17 protein-coding genes are annotated in these 17,288 nt (G+C 43.1%); 4 read left to right on the top strand and 13 right to left on the bottom strand.

The window, feature by feature from the left end; all coding sequences use genetic code 11:
• Window positions 1-79: 79 nt before the first annotated feature.
• From proX to proV, 3 genes are read right to left on the bottom strand one after another with little or no spacing between them, the layout of a single operon-like run.
• Window positions 80-1,090, bottom strand: a complete 1,011-nt coding sequence (gene proX / locus Xedl_RS37660; RefSeq protein ID WP_074022578.1) for a glycine betaine/L-proline ABC transporter substrate-binding protein ProX — start codon at window positions 1,088-1,090, stop codon at window positions 80-82.
• The gene (gene proW, locus Xedl_RS37665) at window positions 1,083-2,264 is read right to left on the bottom strand and encodes a glycine betaine/L-proline ABC transporter permease ProW (protein ID WP_083600253.1); all 1,182 of its coding nucleotides are present in this window, start codon (window positions 2,262-2,264) and stop codon (window positions 1,083-1,085) included. Before proW ends, proX begins: the two co-directional genes overlap by 8 nt.
• Complete coding sequence (gene proV, locus Xedl_RS37670; protein ID WP_074022328.1) at window positions 2,254-3,456, bottom strand: glycine betaine/L-proline ABC transporter ATP-binding protein ProV; 1,203 nt, start codon at window positions 3,454-3,456, stop codon at window positions 2,254-2,256. Before proV ends, proW begins: the two co-directional genes overlap by 11 nt.
• 1,266 nt (window positions 3,457-4,722) lie before the next feature.
• Between proV and Xedl_RS37675 the strand changes: the two genes are divergently transcribed.
• Complete coding sequence (locus Xedl_RS37675; RefSeq protein ID WP_074022329.1) at window positions 4,723-5,208, top strand: methylated-DNA--[protein]-cysteine S-methyltransferase; 486 nt, start codon at window positions 4,723-4,725, stop codon at window positions 5,206-5,208.
• Between the two features lie 189 nt (window positions 5,209-5,397).
• Window positions 5,398-5,607, top strand: coding sequence for a transcription antiterminator/RNA stability regulator CspE (gene cspE, locus Xedl_RS37680; protein WP_074022330.1), 210 nt, complete (start codon window positions 5,398-5,400; stop codon window positions 5,605-5,607).
• A gap of 60 nt (window positions 5,608-5,667) precedes the next feature.
• Here cspE and crcB read toward each other — a convergent pair whose 3' ends face one another.
• From crcB to lipB, 3 genes are all read right to left on the bottom strand, one after another.
• Entirely contained in the window at window positions 5,668-6,054 is a 387-nt protein-coding gene (gene crcB, locus Xedl_RS37685; protein WP_074022331.1) for a fluoride efflux transporter CrcB, read from the bottom strand.
• A 15-nt stretch (window positions 6,055-6,069) separates the two neighbouring features.
• A complete protein-coding gene (lipA, locus tag Xedl_RS37690) occupies window positions 6,070-7,035 on the bottom strand; it encodes a lipoyl synthase (protein ID WP_074022332.1) in 966 nt (321 codons plus the stop codon).
• A gap of 118 nt (window positions 7,036-7,153) precedes the next feature.
• A complete protein-coding gene (gene lipB / locus Xedl_RS37695; protein WP_208605020.1) occupies window positions 7,154-7,801 on the bottom strand; it encodes a lipoyl(octanoyl) transferase LipB in 648 nt (215 codons plus the stop codon).
• A 170-nt stretch (window positions 7,802-7,971) separates the two neighbouring features.
• Between lipB and Xedl_RS37700 the strand changes: the two genes are divergently transcribed.
• Both Xedl_RS37700 and Xedl_RS37705 read left to right on the top strand, forming a co-directional pair.
• The gene (locus Xedl_RS37700) at window positions 7,972-9,432 is read left to right on the top strand and encodes a TrkH family potassium uptake protein (protein WP_074022333.1); all 1,461 of its coding nucleotides are present in this window, start codon (window positions 7,972-7,974) and stop codon (window positions 9,430-9,432) included.
• Window positions 9,433-9,622: 190 nt separating this feature from the next.
• Entirely contained in the window at window positions 9,623-10,546 is a 924-nt protein-coding gene (locus Xedl_RS37705; RefSeq protein ID WP_074022334.1) for a siderophore-interacting protein, read from the top strand.
• Window positions 10,547-10,627: 81 nt separating this feature from the next.
• On the opposite strand, the gene ybeD is transcribed toward Xedl_RS37705, so the two are convergent.
• From ybeD to rsfS, 7 genes are all read right to left on the bottom strand, one after another.
• Window positions 10,628-10,891: a DUF493 family protein YbeD gene (gene ybeD, locus Xedl_RS37710; RefSeq protein ID WP_074022335.1), complete on the bottom strand. Its 264-nt coding sequence runs from the start codon at window positions 10,889-10,891 to the stop codon at window positions 10,628-10,630.
• Between the two features lie 118 nt (window positions 10,892-11,009).
• A complete protein-coding gene (dacA, locus tag Xedl_RS37715; RefSeq protein WP_074022336.1) occupies window positions 11,010-12,218 on the bottom strand; it encodes a D-alanyl-D-alanine carboxypeptidase DacA in 1,209 nt (402 codons plus the stop codon).
• A gap of 177 nt (window positions 12,219-12,395) precedes the next feature.
• Window positions 12,396-13,373 carry an endolytic peptidoglycan transglycosylase RlpA gene (gene rlpA, locus Xedl_RS37720; protein ID WP_074022337.1) on the bottom strand — a complete coding sequence of 326 codons (978 nt, stop codon included), beginning with the start codon at window positions 13,371-13,373 and terminating at the stop codon, window positions 12,396-12,398.
• Between the two features lie 12 nt (window positions 13,374-13,385).
• A complete protein-coding gene (mrdB, locus tag Xedl_RS37725; protein ID WP_074022338.1) occupies window positions 13,386-14,498 on the bottom strand; it encodes a peptidoglycan glycosyltransferase MrdB in 1,113 nt (370 codons plus the stop codon).
• 16 nt (window positions 14,499-14,514) lie between these two features.
• The gene (gene mrdA, locus Xedl_RS37730; protein ID WP_074022339.1) at window positions 14,515-16,425 is read right to left on the bottom strand and encodes a peptidoglycan DD-transpeptidase MrdA; all 1,911 of its coding nucleotides are present in this window, start codon (window positions 16,423-16,425) and stop codon (window positions 14,515-14,517) included.
• Between the two features lie 36 nt (window positions 16,426-16,461).
• Window positions 16,462-16,932: a 23S rRNA (pseudouridine(1915)-N(3))-methyltransferase RlmH gene (rlmH, locus tag Xedl_RS37735; protein WP_047769160.1), complete on the bottom strand. Its 471-nt coding sequence runs from the start codon at window positions 16,930-16,932 to the stop codon at window positions 16,462-16,464.
• A 2-nt stretch (window positions 16,933-16,934) separates the two neighbouring features.
• On the bottom strand, window positions 16,935-17,261 hold the full coding sequence (rsfS, locus tag Xedl_RS37740; protein ID WP_074022340.1) for a ribosome silencing factor: 327 nt from the start codon (window positions 17,259-17,261) through the stop codon (window positions 16,935-16,937).
• Between the last annotated feature and the right edge of the window lie 27 nt (window positions 17,262-17,288).

Raw genomic sequence — 17,288 nt, 5'->3', positions numbered from 1 at the left:
AGAAGAGTGTGTGCTGGATAGTCGTGAGTTTTATTAATGTCTTCACGGCTATCCAGGTGCAGAATGAAGGAAGGTTAATTTATGCTTTGTGAGCGGCTTTTCTGGCTGCTTTTAGCCAACCATCTACCGTTTTCCGATGTGTTTTGATCCACTCTTCAGCCTGACGTTCAATATCAGCCTCGGAAATTTTAGTGTTATGCATGAGCTGATTTTGAGCACTGATGTCAGCAATAGGTAAGGTCATAACAGCAAAAAGTTTCGCCGCCGCAGGGTTCTTTTCTGCCCACGCTTTGTTTGCCACGATATGCATGGTACTGGGTGGGAAGCCATAGTTACGGCCATTAGGCAACTGGGTATTGAGGGTTTCTCCCTCACCGATAGCAGAGAAGGGGACTTGAAGCCAGATGACATCTTTTCCGGGTTTCAGTACATCACTCACCCAGTAAGGTGTCCAGGTATAATAGAGGATAGGTTTACCTGCCCGATAACGGGCAATAGTGTCAGCCATCATAGCCGCATAATTGCCTTGGTTTTGCTCCACGGTATTTTTCAATCCATAAGCAGTTATGTGGTGATTGATCGCTCTTTCACACCCCCATCCAGGGTTACAGCCTGTCAAATCTGCTTTTCCATTTCCATTACTATCAAACAGTTTGGCAAGTTGAGAATCTTCTAATTGAGCGATATTGGTGATGTGATATTTTTCTGCGGTTTTTTTATCAATAAGATACCCTTGAGCCGCATTGACAACATAACTTCCCTTGCGATAGAAGATGTTATCTCCTCCGGCAGCTTTGTATGGGGCATCATGGAGCGGTACCCAATTGACGGCCATAAATGTGGCATCACCAGAAGCAATCGAAGTGTAAGCGACGTTATAATCCACTTCTTTGATCGGTTTGACGTCATAGCCAAGTTTTTCCAAGGCCTTGCAGACAATCAAAGTCTGAAATGTTTCTTCACTGATTGTACTTTGTAGCGGTTGTACACTGATACCTTTGCCGGGAAGGTCAGTGGCAGATGCTATTGAGGATAATAAAAGACTCATAAATATCATGAGAAGTGCTGCGAAAATTATCCTCTTATTCATGATCTCTTTGCATACGGTGATTATGCGCATGGCTGTTTCCTCCTTTTGTTGCCAGGTCGGATATTGTTTTGGCTGTATTATTTTGACCGGCATGATTTTGATGAGCGGTTTTTTTCTTAATTGAGCGAATTGAGAGAAAAAGCAGGCGCAGTAATCCTATTGGCCCAGAGTGATACCAGTGCCCCCCTCTGGTTCGATGATTTTTGCCCAAGGATTGAGTCAGGCGATCAAGGATAATGGCAAGAATGACAATTCCTGTCCCGCCAATGGCTGCTAATCCTATATCAAGACGGCCAATACCGCGCAATACCATCAGCCCCAAGCCGCCAACCGCAATCATGGAAGCGATAACGACCATAGAAAGTGCTAACATCAATGTTTGATTTACCCCCGCCATGATTGTAGGCATCGCCAACGGCAGTTGGACTTTGAACAGCATCTGCCGTGGGCTCGCCCCAAATGATCTGGCGGCCTCAATTAAATCTGATGGCACTTGTTTTATTCCCAAAATGGTCAGGCGGATAATGGGAGGTAACGCAAAAATGATGGTGACGATGACGCCGGGTACATTACCTATGCCAAACAGCATTACGATGGGAACGAGATAAACGAAAGCTGGGGTGGTTTGCATGGCATCCAGTAAGGGGCGAACAATTTTGGCTAACCGTTCATTGCGAGCCAATCCGATCCCAAGAGGAAGCCCAATGATAAGGCAGAACAGGAGGGCAGTTAGCACCAGAGCCAAGGTTATCATAGCTTCTGACCATACCCCAATTGCACCGATCATGATCAGCGAAATTAAAGAAATCACGCCTATTCCTGCCCCCGCAACTTGCCAGGCCACTAATGCAAAAAACAAAATGGTGATAGGAGGGGGCAATGTCATCAGAAACTGTTCAAAACCACTAAGGACAAAATCGATTGGAACGCGGATGACTTGAAAAACAGGCCGGAAGTGAACGACAACCCAATCAATAATATTGGTCACCCATGAGTCAAACGGAATGAGCTTATGCTGAAAAGGTGACATGAAATTAAAGTGCTCTGGAGGAATATTGGTTGCAGAAGTATTCAGCCAATCGTGGTTTGATGAAGGAACAGCGGTGCCACTGTCCATCCAGGGATCACTGCTGTTGCTGGGATCCGTGACTATCTGTGGAGAGTTATTGTCCATTGGGCGCCTCCTTATCTAAGGCCTGTAGCAATATTCCTTTGGAAATGACACCTAAATAACGACTATTGTCATCTGTGACAGGAACAGCGCAGGGAGATTGCGCGACAGTGGATATCAATTCGTTCAGCGGAATATCTGCTGAAACGGCGGTTGGTTTTTCCAATATGGCATGTTCAATGGGTTTTTTTTCTGCCAATGCCCGTTGCAGGGAATTAACAGATACCACGCCAATAAACTTTTGGCCTTTTTCGATTAAATAGCCATAGTTTCTGTCTTCATTATCCAGCACTTTCAATGCAGAGCGGGGACCAAAACCTGCCGCGGTATGCAGCAATGTTTCTGGCCGACGGCGGGCAATGTCTTTGGCTGAGAAGACATGTCCAACATCCACGCCACGAAAGAATGTTTTGACATAATCATTAGCAGGGCTATTCATAATCTCATCAGGCGTGCCGACCTGAACAACAATACCGTCCTGCATGATGGCAATGCGATCACCGACACGCATGGCTTCATCTAAATCGTGGGAAATAAAAACAACAGTACGTTGATGCTCCCCTTGTAAGCGCAGTAATTCATCTTGCATTTCGGCACGGATCAAAGGATCGAGGGCTGAGAAGGCTTCATCCATTAACAGAATATCGGGATTGTTGGCTAAAGCCCTGGCTAACCCAATACGTTGCTGCATACCGCCGGAAAGTTCATCGGGATAGGATAGAGCATAGCTTTCGAGATTGACTTGTTGTAGCGTTTCAAGCGCTTTTTGATGACGCTCTTCTTTGGGGACGCCAGCAAGCTCCATACCAAACGCCGTATTCTCCAAAATGTTCAAATGTGGCATGAGTGCAAATGACTGGAAGACCATGCTGATCTTGCTGCGGCGAACATTCCGTAGCTGAGTTTCTGTGATGATGGAAATATCTTTGCCGTCAATAAGTACATGGCCTTTGGTAGGCTCTATCAGACGATTGAGAAGACGTACTAGTGTGGATTTACCTGAACCAGATAATCCCATAATCACAAATATTTCGCCTTCTTCAATGGCCAGATTGACATCTTGAACACCGACGGTGAGACCTGTTTTTTCAAGTATTTGTTCTTTGCTGAGACCAGACGCTAATAACTTAAATGCCAGCTCAGGATTATTGCCAAATATTTTATAGAGATTCTTAACTTCAAGTTTAACAGTCATGGAATAATATTTTCCTGTTGTTGATGATATATTGCGTTTAATTACTCCGCTGATATTTTTACCAACATATACCCTAACATATTAAAATGTACTGACAACCCTTTATTTAACATCATTAATAAAAGGTTATGTTTTACCATGACATAATATTGGGGTGGTAAAGTAAATTTCTGAGCATTAATTTAATGAAATTCAACTGGGTAAATGATTTTTTCAGAAAACAAAAAAGTCATCATCATGGGGGGATTTAATTTTTTTCTGGTTTTTTATTGATTTTTATAACTTTTTTGGTTTTTTATGCTTGTTTTTGAAGTGCCTGATGACGCATATTCTAATCATGGAAAAGCTCATGAAAAATTGATGGGTTTAAATTGCCATCACAATATATTTTTTTGATTAGTAAATATAAGCCTATTTTGCAGGTTTGAAATCGAGTTTTGCGATGTATAAATATTGCTATAACAATAGCATGTTTCATGTATATTTATTGTTTTTTATCATTGATTAACCGCATGGTGTGGAATTGAAATTCAGTATGCGATATTTATTTTATATATTTTCTATGCTTTGAATATGTGCAGATTATTTGTTAATGAGTTTTTATATTAAACAGCATGCTAATAGATATGGAATTTAAATCCATTGTGCCTGATTCATTATTTCACCCCTCCGGGGATAGGAAATAGTCATTCATTGCAAAAAAGAACCAGAGGGTTGGGTGACTCGAAGATGATCTTCACACCGTTTGTGAGTGAACGCGGTTAATACTTGGGTATAACTGGCTTTTTCTCACCATTGAGTTGATTGGCAACAGTGTAGTGTATCTCTTTTAGGTGAATTGGCTTTTAGGTGAACTCGTTCTCGATTGCCGTTTTCTAACTTGGAATCGGTCAATGACATGTCACTGTGTTTGCCATAAATGGTAATACTTCTAGTAAAATTTCTGGATGCTATATTATTTAATAATAATAAAAAATAATATATCTGTATTATATTGAGATAATTTAATTATGAAAGTTATACTATATGTAGAGTTTAATTTAATTGTTTTATCTATATGTGGTATTTTGTTCTTTTTTAAATCGGTGGCATTAAAAATAAAATGTCATAACTTATTGGCAGAGCCATAATTTTAATTGTCAGAGGGCGCGATGATTTCTTTATCAAATTGTCAGATGTGTAACCGAATTCATCATTGCAAATTGATGAATGAGAGATTTAGGCTAGTACTGAAATTTTTAATAATAAATTAAATGGAGGTAGTTTATGTATCATCATTACCTGAATACTCCAGAAGGATTTCCCAAGCCTTATGTGTATATCACTGCGGACGATGAAGGAGTAACCAGTATCTATTTCGTCAATGAAAAGAAAGCATTAGAATCGAAGAGTGTGATAACCAAGCAGTGCGCGAAAGAGTTGCAGGAATATTTTAAAGGGAAACGACTAACGTTTACCGTTCCTTTAAGTATGCAGGGAACTGAATTCCAACAGCGTGTTTGGCAGCAACTTTGTAAAATTCCTTATGGCGAAATGTGGAGTTATAAACAATTGGCACTAACATTGGGATCGGTAAATTATTGTCGTGCAGTCGGTATGGCGAATTCACGCAACCCTCTGTCATTAATTGTGCCTTGCCATCGGGTGATTGGGCATGATGGTAAATTGGTGGGCTATACCGGTGGGCTGGATATCAAAAAGTGGCTACTTGATCATGAAAAGAATAGAAAGGTGAAAAGTAAACAGAATTAAAATAAAACGCTAATTTATTTGTGAAATCACCATTGGCGTATAAAATCAATCAATGTAATTAAGCAAAAAGTGTGTTTTTTTGCATTCGGTTATATGTTTCGTGATCTATGTTGCAGACAGTGGACTATATTATTTGTTGTACTGTACGTGACACAGAGTCCGTGTCTTTTTTATTAAAGGTAAGTTTTAATGTCAAAAATTAAAGGTAACGTTAAGTGGTTTAATGAATCCAAAGGATTTGGTTTTATCACTCCAGAAGATGGTAGTAAAGATGTTTTTGTACACTTTTCCGCCATTCAGTCTGGCGGATTCAAAACTCTGGCTGAAGGCCAAAAAGTAGAGTTTGAAATTACTGAGGGTGCGAAAGGTCCATCTGCTGCAAACGTTGTCGCAATCTAATTTCGAATCCCGTATTCTGAAAACCCGTTTTGATAACGGGTTTTTTTATCTTATTAGCTTTTAGATAGTTATAAGATTTTTGTTTATTACCGCAAAAGCAAATGCTGTCATCAACAATGAAGCGATCACATTCGCCAAAATGCTGAACAGTGCCCAACTTATTTTTCCTGCTTGCAATAAATAAACCACTTCAGCAGAAAAGGTAGAAAAGGTCGTTAGCCCACCGCAAAACCCCGTCGTTAGCATTAGCTTCCAAACCGGATCGAGATGTGTGGCTTTGTTAAAATAGGCCAAACCCACTCCAATGATAAATGCACCAACACAATTAGCCGTCAGCGTACCAACGGCAATCGGGGAAGAAGGCGTGTTCAAGCGGAGGCTGATGACCCAGCGTAATACGCTACCCAGGCCACCACCAATAAATACAGCAAATATGATATTCATCATGATGGTGGCGACAGATTATTTGATTTCTATGCCTTTGGCCTGCAAGTCAGCATGGTACGAAGAGCGAACAAACGGGCCACAGGCAGCATGGGTAAAGCCCATTTCTAACGCGGCTTCTTTCATTTCATCGAATTCAGCGGGGCTGACATAACGCTGCACTGGCAGGTGATGGCGGCTCGGTTGTAAATATTGCCCTAATGTCAGCATGGTGACACCGTGGCTACGCAAATCACGCATGACTTCTAAAATTTCTTCGTTGGTTTCACCTAATCCCACCATTAAGCCTGATTTAGTCGGGATATCTGGATGTGCTTCTTTGAATTTTTCCAGCAATTTCAATGACCAGTCATAGTTGGCACCGGGACGAACCTGACGATAAACCCGTGGCACGTTTTCCAAATTGTGATTGAACACATCAGGAGGAGTTGCCGTCAGAATTTCCAGCGCACGATCCATACGACCGCGGAAATCTGGTACTAAAGTTTCAATCCTAATTGATGGACTTTTTTCACGAATAGCCGTGATACAGTCAGCAAAATGTTGTGCACCACCATCACGCAAATCGTCACGGTCAACAGATGTAATAACGACATAGCGCAGCCCCATATCCTGGATAGTCTGTGCGAGCTTGATAGGTTCATTGGCATCAGGTGCATTTGGGCGACCATGGGCTACGTCACAGAATGGACAGCGACGAGTACAGATGGCGCCAAGGATCATAAAAGTGGCGGTTCCGTGGTTAAAACACTCAGCGAGGTTAGGGCAGGAAGCTTCTTCACAGACAGAATGCAACCCATTTTTGCGCATTGCCGCTTTGATACCCTGAATGCGGCTGGAATCCGCAGGAAGTTTGATTTTCATCCACTCAGGTTTACGCAAGAGTACTTCACGTTCTGTGGCGATTGTCTTCACAGGGATCAAAGCCATCTTGTCTGCGTCGCGGTATTTAACACCACGTTCCATCTGAATTGGTTTACTCATAATCGTGCTGGTTCCAGTTATATTCTTCAGATTTTGATTTACTGCCTGATGGTGATGAGAAAAATATCGAGGCAAATAAATCCATTCAAATTTTTTTGAAAAATGTTAAAAAATTATATCATCTTTCATCGATGAGTTGGAATCCCAAGATCTGACAGAATTTCTCCACCAGAACGGGTTGTACATCTTCAACGGTCACTCCGGTGACGAAATCACTGAGTTGTATCATTTGCATTCCTGCGTAACCACAAGGATTTATGCGTAAAAATGGTTGCAAGTCCATTGCAATATTCAGTGCCAGACCATGGAAAGAGCAACCTTTTCGGATACGCAATCCAAGGGAACATATTTTGTTACCTGCGACATAAACTCCAGGGGCATCTGGGCGGGCAGAGGATTCCACGCCAAAATGAGCTAACGTTTCGATTACGGTATTTTCGATTGCAGTGACCAATTGACGCACCCCAATTTTTGACCGTTTCAAATCAATCAAAACATACATGACCTGCTGTCCGGGGCCATGATAAGTGATCTGTCCCCCCCTATCTGACTGGACGACAGGGATATCACCCGGTGCAAGTATATGCTCAGCTTTGCCAGCCTGACCTTGCGTAAATACTTTTTCGTGTTGGACAAGCCAGATTTCATCAGGTGTTTCCGCTGTACGTTGTTCGGTGAACTGGTGCATGGCATCAGAAACCGGCTCGTAGGGCTGAATGCCTAGCTGGCGTAAAATAACGGTGTTATGTTGCAATGGAAATTTCATCATTCATTAACAAAAAGTGCCCGCCAGTATAACGCTGTAAGATGATTCCCACCAGTTTGAGAATGCCGTAATACAATAATATTGTTAATTAGACGAATATATTTTTATTTTATATTATCATAGTTATATGTTTTGATGATTTCCCTTTTAATCCCCTTTTGAGCTAACAAATGGTCAAAAAAAACCAATTTCTGATTGTTGGGCATCTTTGTAGTTTTCTGGTGCTCCTTTATAGCCTCTCAATGCTGATACCGACTTTTGTGGCTCTGTTTTATAAAGAGAAAAGTGCTTTTGCTTTTTTTGAGACATTTGTCATTGGCTTGGTTACAGGTGGAATAGGCTGGTACTTTACCCGTAAAATCAAGGCGCAGCCGAGTACGCAAGATGGATTTCTTATCATCGTACTTTTCTGGTTGTTATTCTCATTGCTCAGTGCGTTGCCTTTTGTACTCGATAAAAGTTTAAACATTAATCTGGTAGATGCAATGTTTGAAGGGATATCTGGCATTACAACCACCGGAGCTACGGTATTGAATGATGTCTCAGCCCTGCCTAAGTCCGTACTTTATTATCGCGCTCAGCTCAATTTTATTGGTGGCTTGGGTGTCATTGTCCTTGCTGTTGCCATCTTGCCTTTATTGGGTATTGGTGGTGCCAAATTGTATCAATCAGAAATGCCGGGCCCTTTCAAAGAAGAGCGGTTGACTCCACGGCTTGCGGACAGTGCCAAGAGTTTGTGGGTAGTTTATTTGTTGCTGGGTGGGCTTTGTTCGGCCAGTTTCTGGGGCGCGGGAATGTCATGGTTTGATGCTATCTGTCATGGTATCTCAACGGTTTCTTTGGGGGGATTTTCCACCCGCAATGAGAGTCTTGGCTATTATGACAGTGCAGCCATTGAAATGGTAGGAGGCATTTTTTCAGTTCTGTCAGCAGTCAACTTTACACTCTATTTTGTTGCCCTGACGCGCAGAAGCTTAAAACCGTTGCTAAAAAATACCGAACTGCAATTTTTCTTGCTGGTACTGGCGGCGATAGTGATCATTATCTGGTTAGAATTATACCGTTCAGGCATGTATGGCGTGACAGAAGCCTTTGTTCACGGTTTTTTCATGACCAGCTCCATGATGACGGATAATGGTTTGGCGACTTCTGATTACGCTCAATGGCCTCCCCATACGATATTGCTGTTGCTGGCAGTGAGTTTTTTTGGTGGCTGTGTGGGTTCAACGTGTGGAGGCATTAAAGCCCTCCGTTTTATGATCCTGGCAAAACAGAGTGTGAGTGAGGTTAACCAGCTCATTCATCCAAATGCCATTTCGACGATTAAAATTGGCAAATCTGTGGTTCAGGAAAGAGTTCTGCGCTCTGTTTGGGGGTTCTTCTTTCTCTATGTCTTTTTTAGTTGTTTCTTTATCTGGGCATTGAACTTACTTGGCTATGATTTGATGACTTCATTTGCCACTGCGGCTGCTTGTATTAATAACATGGGGATAGGATATGGTGCGACGGCGCAAGGTTTTGGTGATCTTGATCCTATAGCGAAATGGATGATGTGTGCAGCTATGTTGTTGGGAAGATTGGAAATTTACCCAATACTGATTTTATGTTCAAAAGCATTTTGGCGTTTTTGAGTGGCAATTTCTCCCATTATCATTTTTGGGGTTTCTGATTTGAAAATATTGACAGTCGTTTTGGAACATTCCGTATGGTCTTTATGAAAATAATTATCATTATTATATTGATTTGAATTACTGCCTGATCTAAGTTGTATAATATTTTATCAATCAAGGGAATAACAAACCTGTTTGTTAATATAATATTATGTCTTCAACTTATTCTATTTTTAACTTATTCTTGAAAGAACGTATCACGGTATCACCCTCTATTTTGCGTTGTATTTTCGCAGGTTCTGAAGTGCATAAAATGCGGCAGCATGCCCCCGATCAACGTATTAAGCTATTATTTCCCCAGGCAAGCAATCCTTCACTACAGATAAAAGAGGGGAAAGATTGGTACAATAACTACCTGTCTATCCCTAAAGAAGAACGTCCTGTAATGAGAACATACACATTAAGGGCGCTACGCATCGAAGATAATGAGATGGATGTAGAGTTTGTTTTACATGGTAAAAATACGCCGGTATCCAATTGGTTGAAGCAGGCTAATCCAGGCGCTCCTTTACAGATTGTCGCCCCGAAAGTGGATTCCAATGCCGGCTCAATAAATGGGGCTGATGGTTGCGAGTGGAAGCCACCAGCACAGATCCGTCAGGTGTTGCTGATTGCTGATGAGACGGCTTTACCCGCGGCATTGGGTATCCTTGAGGAATTATCACTAAATGAGAATCCCCCTGATGTACAGGCATTTTTTGAAGTTCCCAAGCCAGGGGACTGCATTAATATAGCGCAATTTAAATTCGCCAATGTATTTTGGTTGCCTCGTGAAGCTAAAGAAAGATATAGATATGGTGAACGTCTGCTTGAGGCAGTACGTGAACATATCACTTTGCCGACGTCTGCGTTGATTGAAAAACAGCCCCTGACTGAAACAGTTTCACCAGATGGCACAATATGGGAAAAGGCTGAAAGCGGAGATGAGGCCAACCATTTTTATGGTTGGGTTGCAGCGGAATCCACTGTTGTAAAAAATCTACGCCGTTATTTGCTGCAAGAACGTCATTTGGATCGGACATTAATTAATTTTATGGCGTATTGGGCTAAGTCTCCAAGAGATAATCATTCCTGAATCTGACTAACTGTTTTTTTATTAACAATGCGCTGATTTCTGTGTCAGCGCATTGTTTTTCAGTAAATGGTGATTACACCATTACAGCACAACGCGAACCAACTCCAGCTTACCTAATTCTTCATACAGCGTTTCCACTTGCTCAATATGTGTCGCATTGATAGTAATGGAGACGGAATGGTAGTTGCCTTTGCTGCTAGGTTTCACGACTGGAGAATAATCACCTGGGGCATGGCATTGAACCACTTCAATCACTTGATCCACCAGCTCTGGTTGAGCCAAACCCATCACTTTGTAAGTGAATGAGCAGGGGAACTCAAGCAGTTCATTTAAATTCGTTTTCATGGGTGCTCCTAAAATATATTTGCCACGGCAATAGTGCATAATGGTTGATTTGCCGTGGCGTGATAATTTTTTAACGATATCTAATTTAATATAGGCTCAATATCTGGCTTTCAAGAGATCAGCCGAACCAGTGATGAAACATCAGTCGAATATAGTCGATCATGCGGCTGAAAAAGCCACCTTCTTTCACTTCCTGCATCACAACCAATGGACGTTGTTCAATGGTTTTACCATCAAGCTGGAAGTTGATCGTTCCAACAACTTGATTTTTAGCAAGCGGTGCATGCAGCTCGGTATTGTTCAATACATAGCTGGCTTTCAGGTCTTTCAAACGGCCACGGGGAATAGTCAGGTAAACATTTTTGTCAACGCCCAGTTGAACCTTATCAGTATCACCGAACCAAATTGGCTCTGAGGCAAATTCTTTACCGACTTGCAGTGGTGAAACCGTTTCGAAGAAACGGAAGCCCCAGGTCAGTAATTTTTTGCTGTCGGTTTCACGTCCTTTGGCGGTTGGGCTACCCATCACCGCAGAAATCAGGCGCATATTGCCTTCGGTAGCAGAAGCAACAAGGTTATATCCTGCACCGTTGGTATGGCCTGTTTTGATGCCATCGACATTCAGGCTCTTATCCCATAGCAAACCATTACGATTAGGCTGATGAATGTTGTTGTAAGTAAAGTCTTTTTCTTTATAGATAGCGTATTCATCTGGCACATCGCGAATTAGTGCCCGACCAATCAACGCCATATCATGGGCAGAGCTGTATTGACCGTTAGCATCCAAACCATGAACGGTTTGAAAATGGGTGTTTTTTAACCCCAGATTTTGTACATATTGATTCATCAAACTGACAAATGCATCTTGGCTGCCTGCGACATAATCTGCCATAGCAACACAGGCATCATTGCCAGATTGCAAATTGATACCGCGAGAAAGCATAGCGACAGAAACTTGATCGCCCGGTTTTAAAAACATCAGGGACGAGCCTTTAAATACCGGATTACCCGTTGCCCAGGCATCTTTACCGACAGTAACAATATCGTCCGGTTTGATTTTTCCTGATTTGATGGCCTGACCAATGACGTAGCTGGTCATCATTTTGGTCAAACTTGCGGGATCGCGGCGGATATCTGCATTCTTTTCGGCTAATACCTTTCCTGAATCGTAATCAATCAGAATATAGGCTTCTGAATCCAGTTCTGGTACACCGGGGATCATGGTCTTGAAATTATCATCCGCGTAGGCAGATGCGGAAACGCTGGCAGCCAGAACAACACCTAACGTGGCTCTTTTAATAAAACGGGAAGTAACTATATATTTCATGGTTGATTAGATAACATCCGTGAGAGAGGGATTGATAATAAGTGACATAATAACAAATGAAAAAAAAGCTGACATTAAACAAAACTGAGTACAGCCGATTTATCTGCCTGCTGACAGGAAAAGATCAGCAGGCGGTGATGCTATTTATCTCGCGTTATCGTGACTGTGGTGCATAAATCAGGGAGCAACAATAAACGAGGATTGATGCATCTCATCTGTCAATTTTTTTTGTAATTCCATCGCTTGCTGGCGGCTATTGAATGGCCCCAGTTGGACGCGATAGACGTTACCAAATTGGATAATACGCCCTTGAACATTAAAGCGCTGGCTCAATGACTGTTGCCATTCTTTGGCTTTTTGTTCAGCGCTGATTGCGCCTACTTGCACCATATAACCGCTTGTTGGTGCAGGCGCAGGTGATGTAGTGGAAAATGTAGTGGAAGATGGCGTAACAGGCTGATTCGTCGTATTTTTAGCCGAACTTGGTTCATCTGGTGGTTGCTTGACTGTATTTTCGTCAGCAGAACTGCTTATTACAGCAGGAGGCGTTGATGATTGTGATTGAGAAAGAAGATTAGGTCTTTCAGGTAAGGCAAAGCTCTTTTTAACAATCGTTGCTCCTTCGGTTCCCAAACCGGAAAGTGAGCCATCAGGTGAAACGAGGATACCATCCAATTTCACTTTGCTTTGTGGCATCAAATTGAGCCGCTCTGCTGCTGCATGAGATAATTCAATGATTTTCCCTGGCTTATTGTAAGGACCTCGATCATTGATTCTAACAATCATCATGCGTCCATTGCTTAAATTGGTGACACGAACATAACTTGGAATAGGCAGTGTCGGGTGTGCTGCCGCTAAAGCATAGGAGCTTGCTCGTTCACCAATTGCTGTCAGTTTTCCATTGGATTCTTCACCGAACCAACTGGCATAGCCTGTCTGGGTAAAGTGAGCGGGATCTTGCACTATGTGATAGGTTTGCCCATCCCGCTGATAATCTTGGTTGGCACTTGGATGGTAAGGCTCATATTGAGGCTCTGCGCCCAAAACATCACGAGTTGGAACAGGGGGAAGAGAAGATGTCCGATGGTTATCGGTTATTGTACAACCTGATATCAGTACAGCTACGATGCTAAGTATAAGCCACTGTTGACGCATGAAACTTCTTCCTCATAAACTTTTGGACAATAATTTACGATGCGTGTGTATCGACATGATAATGCCGAACCCCGCCATTAAGACAATTAATGCTGATCCCCCATAACTAATCAACGGCAGGGGAACACCGACTACCGGCAGGATACCGCTTACCATGCCGATATTGACAAAAACATAGACAAAGAAAATCAGTACCAATCCTCCGACCATAACTCGGCCAAAAGTATTCTGTGCTTTGGTTGCAATAAACAATCCACGCATAATAACCAGCAAGTAGAGTACCAGCAAAACCAGGACGCCAATTAACCCCAGCTCTTCCGACAGAACGGCGAAAATAAAGTCGGTATGTCGCTCTGGTAGGAATTCTAATTGCGATTGAGTGCCTTGCAACCAGCCTTTTCCAAACATTCCTCCGGAGCCAATAGCAATTTTGGACTGAATGATATGGTAGCCTTTGCCCAATGGATCACTTTCTGGATCTAATAGCATCATAACGCGAGCGCGTTGGTAATCATGCATCAGGAAGAACCACAAAATTGGGATGAAACAAGCCAGCAGTAAGACGGCAACGCCAATGAGTTTCCAATTCATCCCCGCCAGAAATAGGATGAATATCCCAGAAGCGGCAATCAGAATAGAAGTGCCTAAATCGGGTTGTGCTGCTACCAGCAGAGTAGGGACAAAGATCAAGACCAGCGCAATAGCCGTATTTTTCAGCGAAGGTGGACAGAGGTCTCGATTCATAAAGCGAGCCACCATTAAAGGTACGGCGATTTTGGCAATTTCTGACGGCTGGAAACGTACAATGCCCAGATCCAGCCAACGCTGTGCCCCCTTACTAATCTGGCCAAAAACATCAACAAAGATAAGCAGAACAACGCAGACAATATAGAGATAAGGCGCCCAATTTTCGTATACACGTGGAGGAACCTGAGCCAAGACAAGCATCACTATCAGACCCATGATGACCTGTCCTATTTTTCGCTCCATCATATCAATGTCTTGCCCACTGGCGCTCCACATAATGAAAAGGCTGTAGACCAGTAATACCAAAACACATAGCAGTAATGGAATATCGATATGTAGTCGGGTCCAGAAAGGAACCTTGTTTGATGAGTCTGTCATGGTGTTACTCAATTAATTAGTTTCTGTTCTGGGTCGCTTGATTTACTCCTGTCTGCGCAGAGGCGTTGACAGGAGAGCGGTTTTTGTTATCCCTGAGTAAAATATGATCCAGAATTTGACGAACAATAGTGCCAACAGGTGGCCCGGAACCACCATTTTCAAGAATGATGGAAATGGCAACTGTCGGGTTGTCATAAGGCGCAAAGGCAATCATCAGTTTATGGTCACGCAGATGTTCAGCAAGTTTACTCGCATTGTAGGTTTCATAACTGAAAACCTGAGCAGTACCTGATTTAACGGCCGCTTTATATGGTGTACCGGCAAAGGCTCTGCGCGCTGTACCATTTGGGGCATTGGCAACACCGTACATGCCATCTTTAGCAATTTCCCAATATCCTGAATGAATATCCCCAATCGGTTCGCTGGCTGGCGACTGGTAAGGTTGCATTTCGCCATTTACACGAGTATTCATCAAGAAATGGGGTGTTTTCACTACGCCATCGTTAATCAAAATCATTAAGGCTTTTACCATCTGCATAGGCGTTGCAGTCCAGTATCCTTGACCGATACCAACGGAAATCGTATCGCCTTGATACCACGGTTTTTTATAGCGTTTGAGTTTCCATTCACGGGTAGGCATATTGCCAGGGTTTTCTTCTTTCAGATCGATACCCGTGAATTGACCATAGCCGAATTTTGTCATCCATTCAGACAGTTTATCGATACCCATATCATAGGCGACTTGATAGAAAAAAGTATCTGCCGATTCAACAATCGATTTATGCACATTCAGTTTGCCATGTCCCCAGCGTTTCCAGTCACGGTAACGCTTTTCTGAGCCTGGCAGTTGCCACCAACCAGGATCATTGATTGTGGTGTTCTTGGTGATGACATCACTACTGAGGGCTGCAACGGCAATAAAAGGCTTCACTGTTGATGCTGGTGGATAAGCACCTTGGGTGGCTCGGTTAATTAAGGGGCGATTGGGGTCATTGAGCAGAGATTTATAGTCCTGACTCGAAATACCATCGACAAACAGATTCGGATCATAGCTTGGGTTGGACACCATAGCCAAAACCTCCCCTGTACGCGGATCGGTAACAACAACACCTGCGCGGCTGGTCGTTAGTATCCCTACAATATAGGTTTGTAACTCTAAGTCGATTGACAGGTAAATATCTTTGCCAGCCTGTGGCGGTTGTTCATGTAGCTGGCGGATCACTTTACCGCGGTTGTTGACTTCGACTTCCTCATAACCCGGTTTGCCATGCAGGACAGATTCATAATAACGTTCAATGCCCAGTTTTCCGATATCGTGGGTAGCTGCGTAGTCCGCCAGAATACCCTCTTTTTCTAGTCGTTCTACATCTTTATCGTTGATTTTAGCGACGTAGCCGATCACATGGGTGAGTGCGGAACCGTAAGGGTAATAGCGGCGTTGGTAGCCTTTGATCTCCAGTCCCGTAAAGCGATATTGATTGACGGAGAATCGAGCAACCTGAACTGGGGTCAATGATGTTTTTAGCGGAATAGAGGTAAAACGGCGTGCGCGCTGACGCTCTTTTTTGAAGGTTTCAATATCTTCATCAGTCAGGCCAACGACGGAGCGCAGTTCATTTAATGTTTTCTCAAGGTCAGCGACTTTTTGTGGCACGATTTCTAACTGATAAATAGTTCGGTTAGCCGCCAGCGGGGTGCCATTACGGTCATAAATGATGCCCCTGCTTGGGGCTATGGGAACGAGTTTAATACGATTTCCATTCGATCGGGTCTGGTAATCTTCGTGGCGCGTAATCTGGAGATGATAAAGATTGGCAAACAGGATGCCTGTTAAAATAATAATACCTATAAACGCCACGAATGCGCGGCGTATGAATAGGGCTGATTCAGCCGAATGATCGCGAAAAGAGGTTCGTTGATTCTTCATCCCATTGCCAGAATTCACGGTGTCAGATTACCCAATTTATTCCCGATGATAAGGGTGGTTAGTCGTGATGCTCCACGCCCGATAAAGGCTCTCCGCAACCAGAACTCGTACAAGGGGATGCGGCATGGTTAAAGGAGAAAGTGACCAGCTTTGTTCCGCGGCTGCTTTGCAGGCAGGAGCCAAACCTTCAGGGCCGCCAATTAACAGGCTGACATTTCTGCCATCCAGCTTCCAGCGTTCAAGCTGTTGTGCCAATTGCGGGGTATCCCAACGAGAACCAGGAATATCCAGAGTCACAATACGATTACCTTTACCAACGGCAGCCAGCATCTGTTCACCTTCTTTTTCCAGAATGCGTTTGATGTCAGCATTTTTGCCCCGTTTCCCCGCAGGAATTTCAATAAGCTCAAAAGGCATATCCTTGGGGAAACGATTCAAATAATCCATAAAGCCGGTCTGTACCCAGTCCGGCATTTTTGTTCCTACAGCGACCAGTTGTAACTTCAAACTCAGCTCCAGAGTTTTTCCAGTTCGTACATACGGCGGCTGTCTTCTTGCATGACATGGATCATGATTTCGCCGAGATCGACGACTATCCAGTCTGAAATGCCTTGCCCTTCAACACCTAAAGGCATAATGCCGGCTTGGCGACAGTCATCCACCAGATTATCTGCCACAGACATCAGATGGCGATTGGATGTTCCGGTGCAGATAACCATGCAGTCAGTAATACTGGATTTCCCACGAACGTCTATAGAAACAATATCTTGTGCTTTGGAATCTTCAAGTTTATCAATAACAAATTGTTGTAGTTCTGTGCCTTGCAAAAGGATCACCTTTATTTCATAAAATTGGTTGAGTAA

The organism is Xenorhabdus eapokensis (assembly GCF_001908105.1).
Note: the sequence above shows the minus strand (reverse complement) of the source record. Positions and strands in the feature narration are given on the sequence as shown.

What these genes read in the sequence shown, in the direction of transcription:
- proX (WP_074022578.1), bottom strand. Translation starts at nt 1,090, where the DNA reads ATGAATAAGAGGATAATTTTCGCAGCACTTCTCATGATATTTATGAGT.
- proW (WP_083600253.1), bottom strand. Translation starts at nt 2,264, where the DNA reads ATGGACAATAACTCTCCACAGATAGTCACGGATCCCAGCAACAGCAGT.
- proV (WP_074022328.1), bottom strand. Translation starts at nt 3,456, where the DNA reads ATGACTGTTAAACTTGAAGTTAAGAATCTCTATAAAATATTTGGCAAT.
- Xedl_RS37675 (WP_074022329.1), top strand. Translation starts at nt 4,723, where the DNA reads ATGTATCATCATTACCTGAATACTCCAGAAGGATTTCCCAAGCCTTAT.
- cspE (WP_074022330.1), top strand. Translation starts at nt 5,398, where the DNA reads ATGTCAAAAATTAAAGGTAACGTTAAGTGGTTTAATGAATCCAAAGGA.
- crcB (WP_074022331.1), bottom strand. Translation starts at nt 6,054, where the DNA reads ATGATGAATATCATATTTGCTGTATTTATTGGTGGTGGCCTGGGTAGC.
- lipA (WP_074022332.1), bottom strand. Translation starts at nt 7,035, where the DNA reads ATGAGTAAACCAATTCAGATGGAACGTGGTGTTAAATACCGCGACGCA.
- lipB (WP_208605020.1), bottom strand. Translation starts at nt 7,801, where the DNA reads ATGAAATTTCCATTGCAACATAACACCGTTATTTTACGCCAGCTAGGC.
- Xedl_RS37700 (WP_074022333.1), top strand. Translation starts at nt 7,972, where the DNA reads ATGGTCAAAAAAAACCAATTTCTGATTGTTGGGCATCTTTGTAGTTTT.
- Xedl_RS37705 (WP_074022334.1), top strand. Translation starts at nt 9,623, where the DNA reads ATGTCTTCAACTTATTCTATTTTTAACTTATTCTTGAAAGAACGTATC.
- ybeD (WP_074022335.1), bottom strand. Translation starts at nt 10,891, where the DNA reads ATGAAAACGAATTTAAATGAACTGCTTGAGTTCCCCTGCTCATTCACT.
- dacA (WP_074022336.1), bottom strand. Translation starts at nt 12,218, where the DNA reads ATGAAATATATAGTTACTTCCCGTTTTATTAAAAGAGCCACGTTAGGT.
- rlpA (WP_074022337.1), bottom strand. Translation starts at nt 13,373, where the DNA reads ATGCGTCAACAGTGGCTTATACTTAGCATCGTAGCTGTACTGATATCA.
- mrdB (WP_074022338.1), bottom strand. Translation starts at nt 14,498, where the DNA reads ATGACAGACTCATCAAACAAGGTTCCTTTCTGGACCCGACTACATATC.
- mrdA (WP_074022339.1), bottom strand. Translation starts at nt 16,425, where the DNA reads ATGAAGAATCAACGAACCTCTTTTCGCGATCATTCGGCTGAATCAGCC.